The organism is Prauserella endophytica (assembly GCF_005146945.1).
GTDB classification, from domain to species: Bacteria; Actinomycetota; Actinomycetes; order Mycobacteriales; family Pseudonocardiaceae; genus Prauserella_A; species Prauserella_A endophytica.
Genome location: NZ_SWMS01000011.1, coordinates 238539 through 254290, shown reverse-complemented (window position 1 = coordinate 254290; position 15752 = coordinate 238539). Strand labels below are relative to the sequence as shown.

Below are 15752 nucleotides of genomic sequence, written 5' to 3'. Positions count from 1 at the left end.
CCTTTCTGGATCGCGTCGGGCAATCCGATCTTGGTCCATCCGCGGCTTACACAGTTGTCATGACACGGCCTCTCGGGCACGTGGAAGCGGCTGACCGAGAACGTCAATGAGCTCGCCGGGAACCTGACTCGCCAGGTGCGGGCCATCGCCGAGGTCACCAGCGCCGTCGCGACCGGAGACCTCACGCGCTCGATCTCCGTCGAGGCCAAGGGCGAGGTGTCGGAGCTCAAGGACAACATCAACGCGATGGTGCAGTCGCTGCGTGAGACCACCCGGGCCAACCAGGAGCAGGACTGGCTCAACACCAACCTCGCGCGGATCTCCGGGTTGCTCCAGGGGCACCGCGACATGCGGACCGTCACGCAGCTGATCATGAACGAGCTGACGCCGCTCGTCGGCGCGCAGTACGGCACGTTCTTCCTGATGGACCCAGGCGACAGCGGCTCGAAGCTGCGGCTCATCGCGAGCTACGGCCGCGCCGGCGACGGTTCGACGCCCCTGGAGTTCGACCTCGGTCAGTCGCTCATCGGCCAGGTGGCGAACACGCGAAGACCGCTCCTGGTCGACCAGACCCCGCCCGGCTACGTGCGCATCTCCTCCAGCCTCGGCGAAGCGCCTCCGGTGAACCTCATCGTGCTGCCGATCGTCTTCGAGGACCAGGTGCTCGGCGTCATCGAGCTCGCGTCCTTCAACCGCTTCACCCCGGTACAGCGCGACTTCCTCGAACAGCTGATGGAGTCCATCGGCGTCAACGTCAACACGATCATCGCCAACGGCCGCACCGACGCCCTGCTGGAAGAGTCGCAGCGGCTGGCAGGCGAGCTGCGGGCCCGCTCGGAGGAACTGCAGGCACAGCAGGTGAAGCTGCGCCAGTCCAACGCCGAGCTGGAGGAGAAGGCCGAGCTGCTCGCCCAGCAGAACCGCGACATCGAGGTCAAGAACTTCGAGATCGAGCAGGCGCGGCAGGAGATCGAGGAACGCGCGCAACAACTCGCGCTCGCCTCGAAGTACAAGTCCGAGTTCCTCGCCAACATGTCGCACGAGCTGCGCACGCCGCTCACCAGCCTGCTCATCCTCGCCGGGGTGCTCGCACAGAACTCGACGCAGAACCTCACGCCGAAGCAGGTCGAGTTCGCGAAGGTGATCGAGTCCGCGGGCACCGACCTGCTCCAGCTGATCAACGACATCCTCGACCTCTCGAAGGTCGAGGCCGGAAAGATGGACATCCATCCCGAGCTCGTGCCGCTGCCGCAGCTGCTGACCTACGTGCAGACGACCTTCCGTCCGCTCACCGCCGACAAGGGGCTGGCGTTCGACGTCATCGTCGACCCCGGCGTGCCGGAACAGCTCTACACCGACGAGCAGCGCCTGCGCCAGGTTCTGCGCAACCTGCTGTCCAACGCGGTCAAGTTCACCGAGCGGGGTCGCGTCGAGCTGCGAGTGCGGTTGGAGAACGCCGAGTCGAACGGGCACGAGCCGACCGTCGCCTTCTCGGTGATCGACACCGGCATCGGCATCGCACAGGAGAACCTGAGCACGATCTTCAGCGCGTTCCAGCAGGCCGACGGCACGACCAGCAGGCGCTACGGCGGCACGGGGCTCGGCCTTTCCATCAGCCGTCAGGTCGCGAATCTGCTCGGCGGAGAGCTGAGAGCGGAAAGCCAGCTGGGCAAGGGCAGCACGTTCACGTTGCACCTGCCCGTCACGCCGAGGTTCGAGTTCGCGGCCGAGCCGAGGACGCGACTGGATGTCGAGCCGGCCTCCGGTGTGCTCGTGCTGGAGGCCGACGAGGACCGGCTGCTGACGCTGCTCGTGCGTGGGTTCGCGGCCGACCTGCCCGGCTACGGCGACGACCTGCGCATCGACTCGGTGACGACGCCCGACGAGGCCGTCGAGGCGCTGGCAAACCGGTCGTACCAGTTCGTGGTGCTCGACGCGAGCCTGCCCGGCGCGGCGGCGCTGACGTTCCTGCAGCGGCTCGGCGAGGGCGCCGAGCCGGCGACCGTGCCCGTGCTGGCGCATCCGACGCGCAAGCTCAGCCCAGCGCAGACCCGGCTGCTCGAGGCCAGGGCACGCCACCAGCAAGTGGAGCTGCTGTCCTCGATGGACGATCTGCGTGAACGGTTCACCATGCTCCTCTCACCGGGCGCCACCGCGGAGGCGGCCGCGACGGCGACGGTGGCAGAGGCAGAGGCGGAGGCGGAGCCCGTCGCCAACGGCGGCCTTCGGAGCCTGCGCGGACGCAAGGTGCTGCTCATCGACGACGACGCCCGCAACGTGCTCGCGATCGCGGAGATGCTGAAGCTGTACGGGATTTCGGTGAGTCACGCGCCGAACGGGCGCAAGGGAATCGAGGCGCTGCGGCAGAGCCCCGACGTCGACCTCATCCTGATGGACGTGATGATGCCGGAGATGGACGGCTACGCCACCACGGCGGCGATCCGCAAGATGTCGAGCTTCGCGACCCTGCCGATCATCATGGTCACCGCCAAGGCGATGGCGGGCGACCGGGAGAAGAGCCTCGCGTCGGGGGCGAGCGACTACGTGACCAAGCCCGTCGACCCCGACGAACTGCTGGCGTGCATCAGCCGCTGGCTAGCGGACTGATCGCGCCGGTTGCCACGGCTGCAGTGAAGGCCACCCTGCCTGCGTTGAACGCAGTGAGGGTGGCCTTCACTGCATGTCCGTGAGCTGTTGCGCCACCGTCTGTGGCGACGGCATCGCCGCGATCTCCCGCTGTACCTCGGCAGCGGCTTTCGCGAGGGCGGGATCGGTGACGAGCGTCGTGAGCAGCGCCGAGGTGACGTCCTTCGCCGACGCGGCGAGGCCCGCTCCCCGCTCGGCGACGAGCCGTGCGTGCCGCGCCCGGTCGCCGGCACCGGGCTCGATGAGCTGCGGCACGCCTGCGGCGAGTGCCGCGAGCAGGGTGCCCGCGCCGCCGTGGTGCAAGATCGCGGAGCACGTCGGCAGGATCTCGGGGATCGGCACCCAGCCGGTGACGCGCACGTTGGGCGGCAACGGTCTGCGGGCGAGCCGCTCCGGCGGGCGCACCAGGACGAACTCGGCGTCGACGTGTGCGGCCACCCTGGCGACGGCCGCCATCGTCCTCGCCCCTCCCGGACCGGCGACCGTGCTGCGGCTGACCAGGATCCTCGGCGCGTCCGGGCGGCGCCGAAGCTCCTCTGGCACCGGACCCTCTCCGCTGAAGGGCACCGGGCGCAGCGGCAGCTCCGCGGCCGACGTTCCCCCAAGGCCACCTTCGGTGCGTTCAGCGCAACAAAGGTGGCCTTGGGGGCGGTCGGCGGGCCCCTGTTCCGGCTCCGCGAAAACGGGAGCAAAGCTCCCTTGCTCCCCGAAGACGGCGAGGCTTGGTGGGGCGGTGCGCAGGACGGCCATGGGCGGGGGCGGCGAGTGGCCCATTCGCGACACCGTCGCCGCCGTCAGGTCGGCGCCGTCATAGAGGGACGTATCGTGCACGACCGAGGGCACCCCCTGCCGGGCGGCCGCAAGCGCGCCGGCGGCGGCGAGCGGCTCGTGCACCACGAGGTCCGGTTTCCAGTTCCCCGCCAGCGACAGGACCTCGCCCGCCATGTGCTCGCCGACGGCGGCGAAGAGGCGCGAGACGAACTCCAGCCCGCCCTCGCCCGCCGTCTCGGCCATGGCCAGCCGGGGGCGCGTGAGGGCAATCCGCAGCGCCGAGCGCCCGAACCGGACGGACGAGCCCACCTCGGCGACGTCGATGCCGGCGTCACGCACCGCCAGTGCCGGACCGCCGGTTGCCACCAGCACGTCGTGCCCGGCCGCGCGCAGCGCACGCGCCAGCGGTACCAGGGGGAAGGCGTGACCGAGCAGGGGCGCGGACACCAGCAGCACTCGCATGCCCGCAAGGGTACTACGGATGTAGTGAGAAAACTACGGCTGTAGTATCAGCGGTCAGGAATGACGATGCCGTACTCGTGGATCTTGCGGTAGATCGTGGCGCGCGAGATGCCGAGCAGCTTCGCGGCACGCGCCTTGTTGCCGTCGGCGTCCTCCAGGCCGCGCACGATCGCGTCACGTTCCACCGTCTCGAACCGGTTCAGCGGCCGTCGCGTGATCGTGTGGTACTCGGCGGGCAGGTCGCTCGGCTGGATGGACCCCGTGCGGCGGCGCTTCGCCACCTGCTTGAGCACGCGGTACAGCTGCGCGGTGTTGCCCGGCCAGTCCGCGCGCATCAGCAGGTGCAGCGCGGCGGGCGAGCACGTCAGGTGCCCGCCGTGGGCGAGCCTGCTCAGCAGCAGCGGCACCAGCTCGCTGAGGTCCTCGGCGTGGCGGCGCAGCGGCGGGACGGTGACGGTCCTCGGGAACAGCCGCAGCAGCCCGGCCAGCTCCGGCCTCGACTCCGACTCGGGATCCAGGGTGATCGTCACCCACGGGGCTCCTGCGCCGTCGCGTGTGCGGACCTCGCCGAGCACGGTCGCGAGCGTGTCCAGGTCGGCCGCGGCGAGCCGGTCGGCGTGGCGGATCACCAGCGTGTCCACGGGGTCGTCCAGCAGCTCCCTGCGCACGTCCTCCTCCCACCCCGGCCCGGCGTGGGTCGCGTCGAGCGTGTGCAGCCTGCCGGTGGGGTTGCGCCGCAGGTGTACTCCCCGCGCGAGCGTCGTCCTGCCGGTGCCCGGCTCGCCGGCGAGCGCGAGCCAGTCGCCCCGCCCGCATCCGGCGTCGATGTCGTTGGCGCAGCGCAGCCACAGCGGCGCCGAGCCGACCACGCCGGGCAGGAACATCGGCGGCATCGGCAACTGCACGCCCGCGCGCTCGTCGTCGGCGTCGAGCAGCTTCGCCGACAGCACGCCGCCCGCGGTGTCGTCCTCGCGATGCCCCTGCACCCGCCGGCAGTACAGCTTCACCTTGCCACCACTGGACAGCGACACCGTCGCCGTGGCCCTGCGCGCCTGCGCGAGTTCCTGCGCCGCGCGCCCCAGCAGTACCGACTGGTCGGCCGGGCCGAGCAGCTGCCGGGCGCTGTCGTTCATCATCACCACGTCGTCGTTGAACGCCAGCACGACGCCCGTGGTCCGCCTGCACGTCTGCAGGTACGCCTGGAACAGCACCAGCTCCCGCAGGTTGCTGTGGGTCAGCAGCGCCTGCCGGATCTGCTCGGCCGTCGTGCGCGCGAGCGCCACCAGCAGCCCGCCGGCGTCCTTGCGCCAGCACGTGAGGTCCACGGCGCCGATCGTCCTGCCGGAGATCGGGTGCTGGATCGGCACGCCCGCGCACGCCAGGTTCTCCAGGTTCTCGGCGTAGTGCTCATGGCCGAACACGTGCGTGGGCCTGCCGTCCTCCAGTGCCGTGCCGATCCCGTTGGTCCCGACGAACCGCTCGCCGTAGCTGAACCCGGGGACGAGCTCAACGCTCTCCAGGTGCCGGCGCAGGTCGCTGTCGCCGGTGCGCTGCGTCAGCACGACGCCGGTCTGGTCGGTGAGGATCAGGCTGATCGGCTGCCCCTCCAGCTGGTCGCCGAGCCGCTCCAGCACCGGGGCGGCCGCCCGGATCAGCGGCGTGTCGAGGTCCTGGGCGGCGACGTAGGGCACATCGATGTGGTCGGCGGGCACCCGGAACTCCTTCGAGCGCCACCACGACGCGAGGATCGCCTCCCGCACCTGATCGGCCTCGAAGGCCTCCGAGGTGAGGAACTTGACCCGCGTGCGGGCCAGCCGCTCGTCGTCGGGCCGGACCGGGACACGGGGCGAGGGCGCGATGTTCACCACGGTGACCTCCTCCGCCACACCGTTGTGCCGCGCGTTCCAGCGTAGGGGAGCGGCCCTTGAACCGGTGTCTCAAATTGAGACACGCCACCGCCCCGGAATGGGGTTTCCATGAGAGGTCAGGCACCCGCACGGAGGTGTTGCGCCATGACGGAGCCCGCGCCGTCGAGCGAGCCGTACAACCCGTGGACGCTGATGAACGTCGTGTTCCAGCCGGCCGCCGAACCCGGCCGAGTCCGGCAGGGGCAGGTCCACCCACCACGGCCGCACGACCATGTTCGCCAATCGCGAGGGACACCGCCGGGTACCTCGACTCGACCTCAAACCGCTCAGCTAGGAGTGTGAAAAGTACACAAAGGACGGTGAGAAGTACTTCGTCGTCGACGGGCACACGCACTTCTGGGACGCGAGCCCGGAGAACTGGGTGCCCGGCCAGGAGGAGTACGCGAAGGGCTGGATCGAGTGCTTCCACGCCTACCAGGGACTCGGGCCGGCCGACACGCACTGGCCGATCGACCGGTTCCGGAAGTACTCGGAGGAACTGATGATGCACGACCTCTTCGAGGTCGGGCACGTGGACGTCGCGATCTTCCAGCCGACGAACCTGCGGCAGTGGTACATCAACGGCTTCAACACCACCGAGGCCGACGGCGCCATCGCCGAGAAGCATCCCGGCAAGTTCCTCGTCAACACCTACTTCGACCCGCGCGAGGGCGACGCGGGGATGAAGGCCTTCGAAGAACGCGTCAAGCGCTACGACTGCAAGGGCGTCAAGCTCTACACCGCCGAGTGGCGCGGTGACTCGCGGGGCTGGAGCCTCAAGGACCCGGAGGCCGCGAAGTACCTCGAGAAGTGCGAAGAGCTGGGCGTGAAGAACATCCACGTTCACAAGGGGCCGACCATCTGGCCGCTGGACAAGGACGCCTTCGACGTCTCCGACATCGACTACGTGGCGACCAACTTCCAGGGGCTCAACTTCATCGTCGAGCACGTCGGCCTGCCGAGGATCGAGGACTTCTGCTTCATGGCCACCCAGGAGCGCAACGTCTACGCCGGCCTCGCGGTCGTCGTCGGAGGGCTCATGCACGCGCGCCCGAAGTTCTTCGCGAAGGTCATGGGCGAGCTGATGTTCTGGCTCGGCGAGGACAAACTGATCTTCGGCGCCGACTACGCCATCTGGGAGCCCAGGTGGCAGGTCGAGGGCTTCGTCGACTGGCAGCTGCCGAAGGACGAGGAGCTGTCGGACTTCGCGCCACTCACCGTGACGCAGAAGAAGAAGATCCTCGGCCTGAACGCGGCACGGCTCTACGACATCGAGGTGCCCGCCGACCTGCGGGTCGATGAGGCGCCGGCGGTGGAGCCGGTCGGCGTGCCGGGACCATGACCGCTGTCGAATGCGCGGGGGCCAGTGCCGGCCGGACCGCCACCGTCACCTCGGCGGTCTGGTCGGCGCTCGGTACCGTGCGCGATCCCGAACTGGACGAGCCGCTCACCGACCTCGGCTTCGTCTCCCGCGCCGACGTGAGCCCGGCGGGCAGAGCCGTGGTGCGGCTACGGCTGCCCACGTACTTCTGCGCGCCGAACTTCGCCTTCCTCATGGTGGCCGACGCCTACGACGCGGTGTCGGCCGTCGCCGGGGTGACCGAGACCGACGTCGCGCTCGACGACCACTTCGCCGCGGCCGCCATCAACCGCGGCGTCGCTGCGCGAGCGGGGTTCGTCGCCTCCTTCGAGGGCGAGGCGGTGGACGAGCTCGACGGCCTGCGCACCGACTTCGTACGCAAAGCCGTGCTCGCTGGCACCGACCGGGTCTGCCGGGCGCTGCTCGCGAACGGCGTCGAACGAGAGCGGCTGACCGAGCTCAGCCTCGGCGACGCCCCCGAGGGCACCGACCGCGAGCGGCTGCGGGCGCGGAGACGGGAGCTGGGCCTGCCGTCTGGTGACGGCGACCCGTTGCTCGTCGACCCGGTCACCGGCGCGGCGGTGCGGCCGGAGCAGCTGTCGCGCCACCTGGGACTGGCCCGGCTCACCCGCACCAGCCAGGAGGCCAACTCCGGCGTCTGCCGGGGCATGTTGCACTCGCGCTATCCCCATATCGACAAACAGGAGGGCACGGGATGAAGGCCGTCCGGTTGCACGCGTACCACGAGCAGCCCGTCGTCGAGGAGGTGCCGGAGCCAGGCGTCTCGGGGCCGTTCGACGTCGTGGTGAGGATCGGCGGGGCCGGGGTGTGCCGCACCGATCTGCACATCATCGAGGAGCAGTGGGCCGACAAGTCCGGCGTGACCCTGCCCTACACGATCGGGCACGAGAACGCGGGCTGGGTGCACGAGGTGGGCTCTGCGGTGTCCAATGTGGCCGTCGGTGACACTGTGATCCTGCATCCGACACCGACGTGCGGACTGTGCCACGCCTGCCGGGCCGGCGACGACATGCACTGCGTCGACAGCACGTTCCCCGGCATCGACACCGACGGCGGCATGGCCGAGTACCTGCTCACCTCCGCCCGTGCGTGCATCAAGCTCGACCCGGCGACGAAACCGGAGGACGTCGCCGCGCTCGCCGACGCGGGCATCACCGCCTACCACGCGGTGCGCAAGGCCGTGCCGCTGCTCTACCCGGGGACGGTCTGCGTGGTCAACGGAGCGGGCGGGCTCGGCCACATCGGCATCCAGTCGCTGAAGGCGATGACCGCGGCGACCGTGGTGGTGGTCGATCGCAACGCCGAGGCACTGGAGCTGGCGACCACGCTCGGCGCGGACCACACCGTGCTGGCCGACGGCAAGCAGGTGGCGGCGGTGCTCGACCTCACCGGGGGCAACGGCGCCGAGGTGGTGCTCGACTTTGTCGCCGAGCAGGGCGCGCAGCAGGACGCGTTCGCCATGACCCGCAGGGCTGGCTCGCACTTCGTGATCGGCTACGGCAGCAACATCGACATCCCCACCATCGACATCATCTCCACCGAGCGCAACGTGGTGGGCAACCTCGTGGGGACCTACAACGACCTCGTGGAGCTGATGGTGCTCGCCCAGGCGGGGAAGGTCACCCTGCACACCAAGAAGTATCCGCTCGACGACGCACTCGACGCGCTGGCCGATCTCGACGCGGGCCGCGTCCGGGGCCGCGCGATCCTCACCCCCTGACGATCTCCGCGAGAGACCCACGATGGTCAAGGACCTGCGCCACGGTCCGGAAGTGCGTGAGGTACGGCTGTCCGGTGTGGACAAGCTGGCCGACACGGTGAGGTCGCCGCCGGGTCCAGGGGCGCAACATGATCATCGAGAGGATCACCGGCTCGCCCGTGGTCACCAACGACGGTGTCACGATCGCCAGGGATACTGGTCAAGCGCGGCATCTGTCGCGCGGTGGGCAGGCTGGTGGAGCACCTGGAGACGGCGAGCCAGCCGGTGGCCTTGGGGGCCGGTCGGCAGGGGGCGTTGGCGTGAGCGTGTGAGCAGGTGCGTCCGCCGCGTTGTCGCCGCAGTGCTCGTGGGCACCGTGGCGGCGTGCGCGCCCCCGGCCGCCAGCCGTTCCCGGCCGGGACCCGGTTCGACCTCTGCCGGGTGCGCTAGTGGTCGACGGTGATGACCACCTTGCCGAACAGCTCCGGTGAGGCCAGCCGCTCGTACGCGTCCTCGATCTCCTCGAGGGAGAACACGGAGTCGATCAGGGGGCGCCGTGGGAACTCCGAGAGGTGCGGGCGGAGCGCGTCGATCAGGTTCGCAAGCTCCGGGAGCCGTCTGCCGCGGAAGGTCGTTCCGATCAGGCTGAGCCGATGGCGTGCGAGGATTTCCAGATCGAGCAGGGCGGTGCCGCCGCCGAGCCTGCCGATCTGCACAACGCGCCCACCGGGTCGCACGAGCGGAATCACCGCGGTCAGCGTGGCACCGCCCACGTGGTCGAGCACCACGTCGAACCCGGTGCCGGTGTACTCCGCACGAAGCGGCGGCCCTACGAGGACGTCGTCCGCGCCAGCCGCCAGAACCGACGCGGCACGTTCCCTGCGCCTGGTCGTGCCGACCACTCTGCCCGCGCCAAGGTACGAGGCCAACCCCACCGCGACGAGCCCGACGGCGCTGGTCGCGCCCGTGACGAGCACGGTCTCACCCGGGCGGAACCCGCCTACGTGCATGAGTGCGTCGTACTCGGTGAGCAGAGCACTCGGCGCGGCAGCGGCCTCGGTCCAGGACCAACCTGCGGGGCGTCGCAGCAGCAGGCGGTGATCCACGGTGACGAACTCCGCGCAGGTGCCCCCGGCCTGCCCCAGTACAGCGTCACCTGCCGACCATTCCCCGGTGGATTCCACGACCTCACCGGAGAACTCGAAACCCACGCGGTCGGTCGCCACCGACCACCCGGCATCGTCGGGAACGTAGGTGTCGTCGCGCATCAGCACATCGGCTCGGTTCAGCCCGGCGGCGCGGACCCGCACGAGAACCTCTTCCGGAGCTGGGACGGGCCTTGGCATCCGCACGACCGTCCACCGTGGTCCTGTAACCGTCCGTACCGCACGCATGTGCTCAGTCGATCACACCGCCGACACGACGTCACGGACCAGCGGTACGCCGGGGCGGTACGCGAGGTGCAGGTAGGAGGGCGCGTCGAGTACCGCGAGGTCGGCCCTGTGCCCCGGCGCGAGCACCCCGACGTCGGTGCGCCGCAGCGCGGCGGCCCCGCCCGCCGTCGCCGACCACAGTGCCTCCGCGGGCGTGAACCCCATGTCCCGCACGGCGAGCGCGATGCAGAACGGCATGCTGGAGGTGTACGAGGTGCCAGGGTTGCAGTCCGTGGCGAGCGCGACGGTGACCCCGGCGTCGAGCAGGCGCCGCGCGTCCGGCCACGGTGAGCGCGTGGAGAACTCCACACCAGGCAGCAGCGTGGCCACTGTGGTGCCCGCCGCGAGCGCGTCGACGTCGGCGTCGGTGGTGTACGTGCAGTGGTCCACCGACGCCGCGCCCAGCTCCACCGCGAGCCGGATGCCGGGCCCCGGCCCGAGCTGCCCCGCGTGCAGGCGGGGGACCAGCCCGGCGGCGATGCCCGCCTCGAGCACGGTCCGCGCCTCGTCGACGTCGAACGCGCCCCGGTCGCAGAACACGTCCACCCACCGCGCGAGCGGTGCGCACGCCCGCAGCATCGGGCCCGCGACAAGCTCGACGTACTCCTCGCGGCGGTCCCGGTACTCCGGCGGCACCACGTGTGCGCCGAGGAACGTCGTCTCGGGCGTCAGCTTCGCGGCCACGGCGAGCGAGCGCGCCTCGTGCTCCACAGAGAGCCCGTAGCCGCTCTTGCACTCGAATGTGGTGATGCCACCCCGCCGCATCTCCCCGGCGAGCCGCGCGAGCCCGTGGGCCAGCGTCGCGTCGTCGGCTTCCCGGGTCGCCACCACCGTGGTGGCGATCCCGCCGGCCGCGTAGGGCTTCCCGCTCATGCGCGCGGCGAACTCCTCCGCGCGGTCGCCGGCGAACACGAGATGCGCGTGGCTGTCGACGAAACCGGGGATCACGGCGGAGCCGTCGAGGTTCCGGTGCTCGTCGGCGGCGGGCGCGCCGCGCCGCTCACCAACCCACGCGACCATGCCGTCGTCCACCACGAGCGCCGCGTCGCTGACGACGCCGAGCGCGCTGCCGTCGCCCTGTGCGGGGTCGTTCGTCACCAGCTCGCCGATGCCGTCGTAGAGCACGGTCGTCATCGCAGCATCTCCCGGATCACCGCGTCCAGCTCGGCGGCGGTGTCCTCGATCGTCACGTGCCGGCGTCCGGCCACCACGACCCGCCCGTCCACCACCACGTGGGTGACGTCGCACGCCGACGCGGCGAAGACGGCGTTCTCGACGGTGGCTCCGCCGCCCGCCGTGCGCACCGAGCCCAGGTCCACGGCGACGAAGTCGGCCCGCTGCCCGGCCCGCAGCTGCCCGGCGTCGGTCCAGCCCAGGCAGCGGTGACCGTCCACTGTGGCCGAGCGGAGCAGCCGTGCGGCGGTGATGGTGCCGCGCCGATGACCGGCGAGCCGCTCGTTCAGCTCGACGGCCCTGGCCTCCTCGAACAGGTCGATCACGGCGTGGCTGTCGGAGCCGAGGGCGAACGGCCCGTTCCCGTCCAGCAGTGCGGGCGCCGGGCCGATGCCGTCACCGAGATCGCGTTCAGTGGTGGGGCAGAAGCACACCCCGGTCGCCGTGCGGGTCAGGTCGAGTACGTCGGCGCCGGTCAGATGGGTGGCGTGCACCGCGGTGGTCCTCGGTCCCAGCACGCCGGCGTCGCGCAGCAGCGCGGTGGGCGTCCGGTCGTGCACCGCGAGGCACTGCTGCACCTCGGTGATCTGCTCGGAACAGTGGACGTGCAGCGGCGCGCGACGCAACTCCGCCCACTCCGCGACCGTGCCAAGGTGCTCGAACGGCACGGCGCGCACCGAGTGCACGGCCGCCCCGATCAGCACCCCGGCGCGCTCCTTGGCCTTCCGGTGCAGGTCCTCGGCCCGCTCGGCCCACCGTTGCCCGTCGCCGTCGCCGAATCTCTGCTGCGTCCCCGTTGCCAGCGGCGTCCCGTCCACCGACGCGCTGAGGTAGCACGTGTCGAGCAGGGTCAGCCGTACACCCGCCTCGGCGGCGGCCTCGGCGAGTGCGAGGCCCATCGCGTTCGGCTCCGCGTAGGGCCGCCCGCCGCGGTCGTGATGCAGGTAGTGGAACTCGCCGACCGCCGTGATCCCGGCGAGCGCCATCTCGGCGTATACGGCCCTCGCGAGCCGGTGGTACAGCTCGGGATCGAGCCGGTCGGCCGCCCGGTACATGAGCTCCCGCCACGTCCAGAACGAGCCGCGTTCGCGCTGCGTGCGCGAGCGCAGCGCGCGGTGGAAGGCGTGCGAGTGCGCGTTGGCCAGGCCCGGCAGAACGAGTCCGGGCAGGCGCCGTGCCGATGGCGGTGAGGTCACTCCGACGCGGACGCTCCCGATCCGCCCGTTTGCCACGGAGAAGTGCACCCCGGCCTCGACGCGGTCCCCGCCGAGCCAGGCGTGCTCGCACCACCAGTCCGCGGCGCTCATGCCGTGACCCAGTCGGCGAGCACGTCGGCGAGGGCCCGCGCGCCGCGTTCGCAGTCGGCCTCCTCGGCGTGTTCGGCGGGGGAGTGCGACACCCCGGTGGGGTTGCGCACGAACAGCATCGCCGTGGGCACGAGCGCCGAGAGCACGCCCGCGTCGTGCCCGGCGGCGGTCGGCAGCTCCGGCACGTCGCCGAGCACCCGGCGCAGCCGCTGTCGCGGTCCGGGCGGGAACTCGACGACGGGGCTGCGTGACTCGGCGGCGATGTCCACAAAGGTGCCGTCGTATCCGGCGTGTACCTTGGCCTCGGTCGTGATGTCCTCGAGGAGCGAGGCCAGCACCTCCTCGCTAGGAGCCCGCGCGTCGAGCCAGGCGTACACGTCGGAGGCGATCGCGTTGGTGCCATTGGGTTCCACGCGCACCCTGCCGAACGTCGCGACCGCGCCGTGCCGTTCGGCACCGGCTCGTGCGACGAGCACCGACGACGCGAACGCGAGCATCGGATCCCTCCGGTCGGCCATGCGGGTGGTGCCCGCGTGGTTGGCCTCGCCGGTGAAGGAGAACCGCCAGCGCCCGTGCGGCCAGATCGCCGAGCCGATCGCGAGCGGCTGCCCCAGTGGCCCGAGCGCGCGGCCCTGCTCGACGTGCAGTTCCACGAACACGCCGACACGCTCGCGTAGCCGCGGGTCGGGACCGAGCGCGGCGGGGTCCCTTCCGGCGCGGGTCAGCGCCTCGGCGAGGGTGTGGCCGTCGTTGTCGCGCAGCGCGAGGGCCCGCTCCGGCGCGAGCGTTCCGGCGGAGAGCCGCGAGCCCGCGCACGCCACCCCGAAGCGGGCGCCCTCCTCGTCGGAGAACGCGACGACGGCGACGGGCACGGACGGCACCACGCCGCGCTCTCTCGCGAGGTCGACGGCCGCGAAGCCCGACACCACGCCGAGCGGGCCGTCGAACGCGCCCCCGTCGGGCACCGAGTCCAGATGCGACCCGGTGACGAACGCGCCGCGCGGATCGCCCGACCAGCCCGGCGGCAGCCACCACGCCCACAGGTTGCCGTTGCGGTCCTCCTCGGTGTCCATCCCGCGCCGCCGCGCGCAGTCGGTGAACCACTCGCGCAGCGTCAGGTCCACGTCGGTCCACGCGTAGCGGCGGTAGCCTCCGGTCCTCGGATGCCTGCCGACGTCGAGCAGCGTCGGCCACAGCGCGGCGAAGGGGCTCACCCTTCCTCCCGCATGGGGATGCGCACGCCGCGCTCGGCGGCGACGGCGGCGGCGTGCTCGTACCCGGCGTCGGCGTGCCGCAGCACCCCGAGGCCGGGGTCGTTGGTCAGCACGCGTTCGAGCTTGCGGGCGGCCTCGGGAGTCCCGTCGGCGACGCACACCTGGCCGGCGTGGATCGAACGCCCCATGCCTACGCCGCCGCCGTGGTGGATCGACACCCACGACGCCCCGGACGCGGTGTTGACCAGCGCGTTGAGCAGCGGCCAGTCGGCGACCGCGTCGGAGCCGTCGAGCATCGCCTCGGTCTCGCGGTACGGCGAGGCGACGGAGCCGGAGTCGAGGTGGTCGCGGCCGATCACGATCGGCGCCGAGAGCTCGCCGGAGGCGACCATCTCGTTGAACCGGAGCCCGGCGAGGTGCCGTTCGCCGTAGCCGAGCCAGCAGATGCGGGCGGGCAGTCCCTGGAAGGCGACCTTCTCCCCGGCCATCGTGAGCCAGCGTCGCAGGTGTGTGTTGTCAGGGAACAGCTCCAGCACCGCGCGGTCGGTGGCGGCGATGTCGGCGGGATCGCCGGAGAGCGCCACCCAGCGGAACGGGCCGAGGCCCTCCTCGAACTGCGGCCGGATGTAGGCGGGGACGAAGCCGGGGAAGTCGAACGCCCGCGCGCAGCCGCCCTTGCGCGCCTCGTCGCGGATCGAGTTGCCGTAGTCGAAAACCTCGGCGCCGCGATCGAGGAAGCCCACCATCGCCTCGACGTGCGCGGCCATCGACGCCCGCGCCTCCTCGGTGAAGTGCGCGGGATCCTTCTCCGAGGCGCGGTGCAGGTCCTCGAACGCCATGCCGCGCGGCAGATACGCGAGCGGGTCGTGCGCGGAGGTCTGGTCGGTCACCACGTCGATCGGCGCGTCGCGGGCGAGCAGCTCGGGGAACACGTCGGCGGCGTTGCCGAGCACGCCGATCGACAGCGGTCGCCGCGCGTCGCGGGCCTCGATCGCCAGCCGTAGCGCCTCGTCGAGGTCGGCCGCTCGGGTGTCCAGGTAGCGGTGGGCGATGCGCCGTTCGATGCGGCTCGGGTCGCATTCGACGCAGATCGCGACACCCTCGTTCATCGTGATCGCCAGCGGCTGGGCGCCTCCCATACCGCCCAGCCCGGCGGTGAGCGTGATCGTGCCGGCCAATGTGCCGCCGAACCGCTTGCGGGCCACGGCACCGAATGTCTCGAACGTGCCCTGGAGGATGCCCTGCGTTCCGATGTAGATCCACGAGCCCGCCGTCATCTGGCCGTACATCATCAACCCGGCCGCGTCGAGGCGGCGGAACTCCTCCCACGTCGCCCAGTCGCCGACGAGGTTGGAGTTCGCGAGCAGCACGCGAGGTGCCCACTCGTGGGTGCGCAGCACGCCGACGGGCTTGCCGCTCTGCACCAGCAGCGTCTCGTCGGCCTCGAGCGTGCGCAGGGTGCGCACGATCGCGTCGAAGGCGGCCCAGCTGCGGGCGGCGCGGCCGGTGCCGCCGTAGACGACGAGGTCGTCGGGATGCTCGGCGACCTCGGGATCGAGGTTGTTCATCAGCATCCGCAGCGCCGCCTCCTGCGGCCAGCCCTTGCAGGAGAGGGCACTGCCGCGAGATGCGCGCACGGGGCGTGGGCCAGGGTTGGAAGCCATGTGACCCAGTAGGCCGCACGGCCCCGGACCGCCTCCAGCACGCGCACCCAGATTGAGTCTCGGATCCGAGACGGTGCGACCGTCCCCCAAGGCCA

The 15752-nt window shown here is 71.2% G+C and carries 9 protein-coding genes and 2 pseudogenes; 4 read left to right on the top strand and 7 right to left on the bottom strand.

All coding sequences use genetic code 11. The annotated features are described in order from the left end of the window. Window positions 1–66: 66 nt before the first annotated feature. Window positions 67–2607 (top strand): annotated as a pseudogene (locus FCN18_RS21150) (response regulator); the annotation flags it as partial. A gap of 66 nt (window positions 2608–2673) precedes the next feature. Here FCN18_RS21150 and FCN18_RS21145 read toward each other — a convergent pair. Together FCN18_RS21145 and FCN18_RS21140 are read right to left on the bottom strand one after the other, a co-directional pair. Continuing rightward, window positions 2674–3879 carry a nucleotide disphospho-sugar-binding domain-containing protein gene (locus FCN18_RS21145; protein ID WP_137095926.1) on the bottom strand — a complete coding sequence of 402 codons (1206 nt, stop codon included), beginning with the start codon at window positions 3877–3879 and terminating at the stop codon, window positions 2674–2676. A 47-nt stretch (window positions 3880–3926) separates the two neighbouring features. Next, window positions 3927–5747 (bottom strand): sigma-54-dependent Fis family transcriptional regulator, encoded by a 1821-nt coding sequence (locus FCN18_RS21140; RefSeq protein ID WP_228714063.1) that lies wholly within the window; start codon window positions 5745–5747, stop codon window positions 3927–3929. Window positions 5748–6093: 346 nt separating this feature from the next. On the opposite strand from FCN18_RS21140, the pseudogene FCN18_RS21135 reads away from it, so the two are divergent. The 3 genes and pseudogenes from FCN18_RS21135 to FCN18_RS21125 all read left to right on the top strand — a co-directional run. After that, window positions 6094–7128, top strand: a pseudogene (locus tag FCN18_RS21135) (amidohydrolase family protein); the annotation flags it as partial. After that, window positions 7125–7865, top strand: a complete 741-nt coding sequence (locus FCN18_RS21130) for a metal-sulfur cluster assembly factor (RefSeq protein ID WP_137095925.1) — start codon at window positions 7125–7127, stop codon at window positions 7863–7865. The pseudogene FCN18_RS21135 and the gene FCN18_RS21130, both read left to right, overlap by 4 nt. Then, window positions 7862–8887, top strand: coding sequence for an NAD(P)-dependent alcohol dehydrogenase (locus tag FCN18_RS21125; protein ID WP_137095924.1), 1026 nt, complete (start codon window positions 7862–7864; stop codon window positions 8885–8887). Before FCN18_RS21130 ends, FCN18_RS21125 begins: the two co-directional genes overlap by 4 nt. A gap of 425 nt (window positions 8888–9312) precedes the next feature. Here the strand turns inward: FCN18_RS21125 and FCN18_RS21120 are convergent, their stop codons facing one another. The 5 genes from FCN18_RS21120 to hutU are packed head-to-tail and all read right to left on the bottom strand — an operon-like array spanning window position 9313 to window position 15657. Beyond that, window positions 9313–10212, bottom strand: coding sequence for a zinc-binding dehydrogenase (locus FCN18_RS21120; RefSeq protein WP_158303148.1), 900 nt, complete (start codon window positions 10210–10212; stop codon window positions 9313–9315). A gap of 60 nt (window positions 10213–10272) precedes the next feature. After that, complete coding sequence (gene hutI, locus FCN18_RS21115) at window positions 10273–11433, bottom strand: imidazolonepropionase (RefSeq protein WP_113641127.1); 1161 nt, start codon at window positions 11431–11433, stop codon at window positions 10273–10275. Beyond that, entirely contained in the window at window positions 11430–12779 is a 1350-nt protein-coding gene (locus tag FCN18_RS21110) for a formimidoylglutamate deiminase (protein WP_137095922.1), read from the bottom strand. The genes hutI and FCN18_RS21110 overlap by 4 nt, the downstream gene beginning before the upstream one ends. Continuing rightward, window positions 12776–13993 carry an allantoate amidohydrolase gene (locus FCN18_RS21105; RefSeq protein ID WP_137095921.1) on the bottom strand — a complete coding sequence of 406 codons (1218 nt, stop codon included), beginning with the start codon at window positions 13991–13993 and terminating at the stop codon, window positions 12776–12778. Before FCN18_RS21105 ends, FCN18_RS21110 begins: the two co-directional genes overlap by 4 nt. Beyond that, on the bottom strand, window positions 13990–15657 hold the full coding sequence (gene hutU, locus FCN18_RS21100) for a urocanate hydratase (protein WP_137095920.1): 1668 nt from the start codon (window positions 15655–15657) through the stop codon (window positions 13990–13992). The genes FCN18_RS21105 and hutU overlap by 4 nt, the downstream gene beginning before the upstream one ends. Window positions 15658–15752 lie beyond the last annotated feature (95 nt).

Coding starts and splice junctions, on each gene's coding strand:
- FCN18_RS21145 (WP_137095926.1), bottom strand. CDS start 3,879: ATGCGAGTGCTGCTGGTGTCCGCGCCCCTGCTCGGTCACGCCTTCCCC.
- FCN18_RS21130 (WP_137095925.1), top strand. CDS start 7,125: ATGACCGCTGTCGAATGCGCGGGGGCCAGTGCCGGCCGGACCGCCACC.
- FCN18_RS21125 (WP_137095924.1), top strand. CDS start 7,862: ATGAAGGCCGTCCGGTTGCACGCGTACCACGAGCAGCCCGTCGTCGAG.
- FCN18_RS21120 (WP_158303148.1), bottom strand. CDS start 10,212: ATGCCAAGGCCCGTCCCAGCTCCGGAAGAGGTTCTCGTGCGGGTCCGC.
- hutI (WP_113641127.1), bottom strand. CDS start 11,433: ATGACGACCGTGCTCTACGACGGCATCGGCGAGCTGGTGACGAACGAC.
- FCN18_RS21110 (WP_137095922.1), bottom strand. CDS start 12,779: ATGAGCGCCGCGGACTGGTGGTGCGAGCACGCCTGGCTCGGCGGGGAC.
- hutU (WP_137095920.1), bottom strand. CDS start 15,657: ATGGCTTCCAACCCTGGCCCACGCCCCGTGCGCGCATCTCGCGGCAGT.